Annotated in this window: 1 protein-coding gene and 1 pseudogene; both read left to right on the plus strand. The window is 45.8% G+C overall.

What is annotated here, in order from left to right; all coding sequences use genetic code 11:
* The first annotated feature begins 79 nt into the window (after nt 1-79).
* The gene (locus ELS82_RS25005) at nt 80-1000 is read left to right on the plus strand and encodes an IS5 family transposase (RefSeq protein ID WP_134837774.1); all 921 of its coding nucleotides are present in this window, start codon (nt 80-82) and stop codon (nt 998-1000) included.
* A gap of 332 nt (nt 1001-1332) precedes the next feature.
* Nucleotides 1333-1478 (plus strand): annotated as a pseudogene (locus ELS82_RS25010) (TraU family protein); the annotation flags it as partial.

Consider the following 1478-nt stretch of genomic DNA (forward strand, 5'->3'; position numbering starts at 1 on the left):
GGCTTTGTTGCTTAAATCAATGGAACTAAATCAAGAAGCTATGATCTGATCGGCTACACCCATCAATCGTCGTAGCCTCATGCCGAAACCCCGTTACAAAACAACTAACTGGAAAAAGTACAATAAAGCCTTAATCAACCGTGGTTCTCTGACCTTTTGGATTGATGAGRATACGATAGCCGAGTGGAAGCAAAACAAACAAGGCAAGCGCGGTAGACCTCGTCGATTCAGCGACTTAGCCATTACTACCGCACTGATGGTGAAACGCGTTTTCTCTATGCCATTGAGAGCGCTGCAAGGTTTTCTAGACTCTGTATTTAAGTTGGCTAACATCCCACTTGTTTGCCCGCACTACACCTGTATAAGCCGCCGAGCTAAGGAAGTGGAGGTTTCATTTAGACCTAAAACCAGAGGAGCAATACAACATCTGGCCATTGATGCCACAGGCCTCAAGGTTTATGGCGAAGGTGAATGGAAGGTTAAGAAGCATGGTACTGATGGGAAKCGCAGAGTCTGGMGWAAACTGCATTTAGCGGTAGACACCAGCACTCACGAAATCGTCGCAGCAGAGCTGAGTTTATCTAACGTAACCGATGCCGAAGTGCTCCCCAACTTACTCAAGCAGACCCATCGTAAAATCATTGAAATATCAGGTGATGGTGCTTATGACACAAGGAATTGTCATGATGCAATACGGGTTAAGCGAGCGGTTMCGCTTATYCCACCACGAGAAGGAGCTACATTCTGGGAACAAGGACACCCTCGCAATTTAGCCGTAGGTTGTCAAAAGCTCTACGGCTCCAACAAGAAGWGGAAAAAGCGTTATGGCTATCACAAGCGCTCACTCTCAGAGACAGCAATGTACCGAGTAAAACAGCTACTAGGTGGGAAATTAAGCCTAAGAAATTATAATGCTCAGGTTGGTGAGACTTACGCGATGATCAAAGCACTCAACAAACTAACTGGGATAGGTATGCCTGAAACTCAGTATATCGTTTAAGAATTAAGTACGATGGGACAGGCATGTCTTCTCTCTGAATTAAGCAACAAAGCCCAACTTAGCCATAATATTTGTTTTTTTGATAATATCTAAAACGTGACGCATCGCAAAAAAACAGCTAATTCTCACTTTGACATTATCGCCAAACCACATGTGTATATATACATGAACTCTGCGAGGGTTGGCTGCTCTTGCTGCTGAAAGCGCCACAGATGGGCGCAGGACAGCGTATAAATAACCTAACCAAATACAGGCGCCTGTTAGGTGAGGCGCAGGCCAATGCCAACGTTCTGAGTATGTATGCGCATCATCACTTGGAATGTTGGAATTTTTGCTATCAATACCCTACCCCGATTTTACCGAAGTCCCGTTACCGTTATCAGATGAGTGCGCCTATTCCCGATGCGCAGTGGTGTCACCCTTACACGACCACGACAGCGATATGGGAAATGGGGCATGACAACCCGACGACGGGTGA

Source organism: Vibrio ouci (assembly GCF_004551525.1).
GTDB lineage: Bacteria > Pseudomonadota > Gammaproteobacteria > Enterobacterales > Vibrionaceae > Vibrio > Vibrio ouci.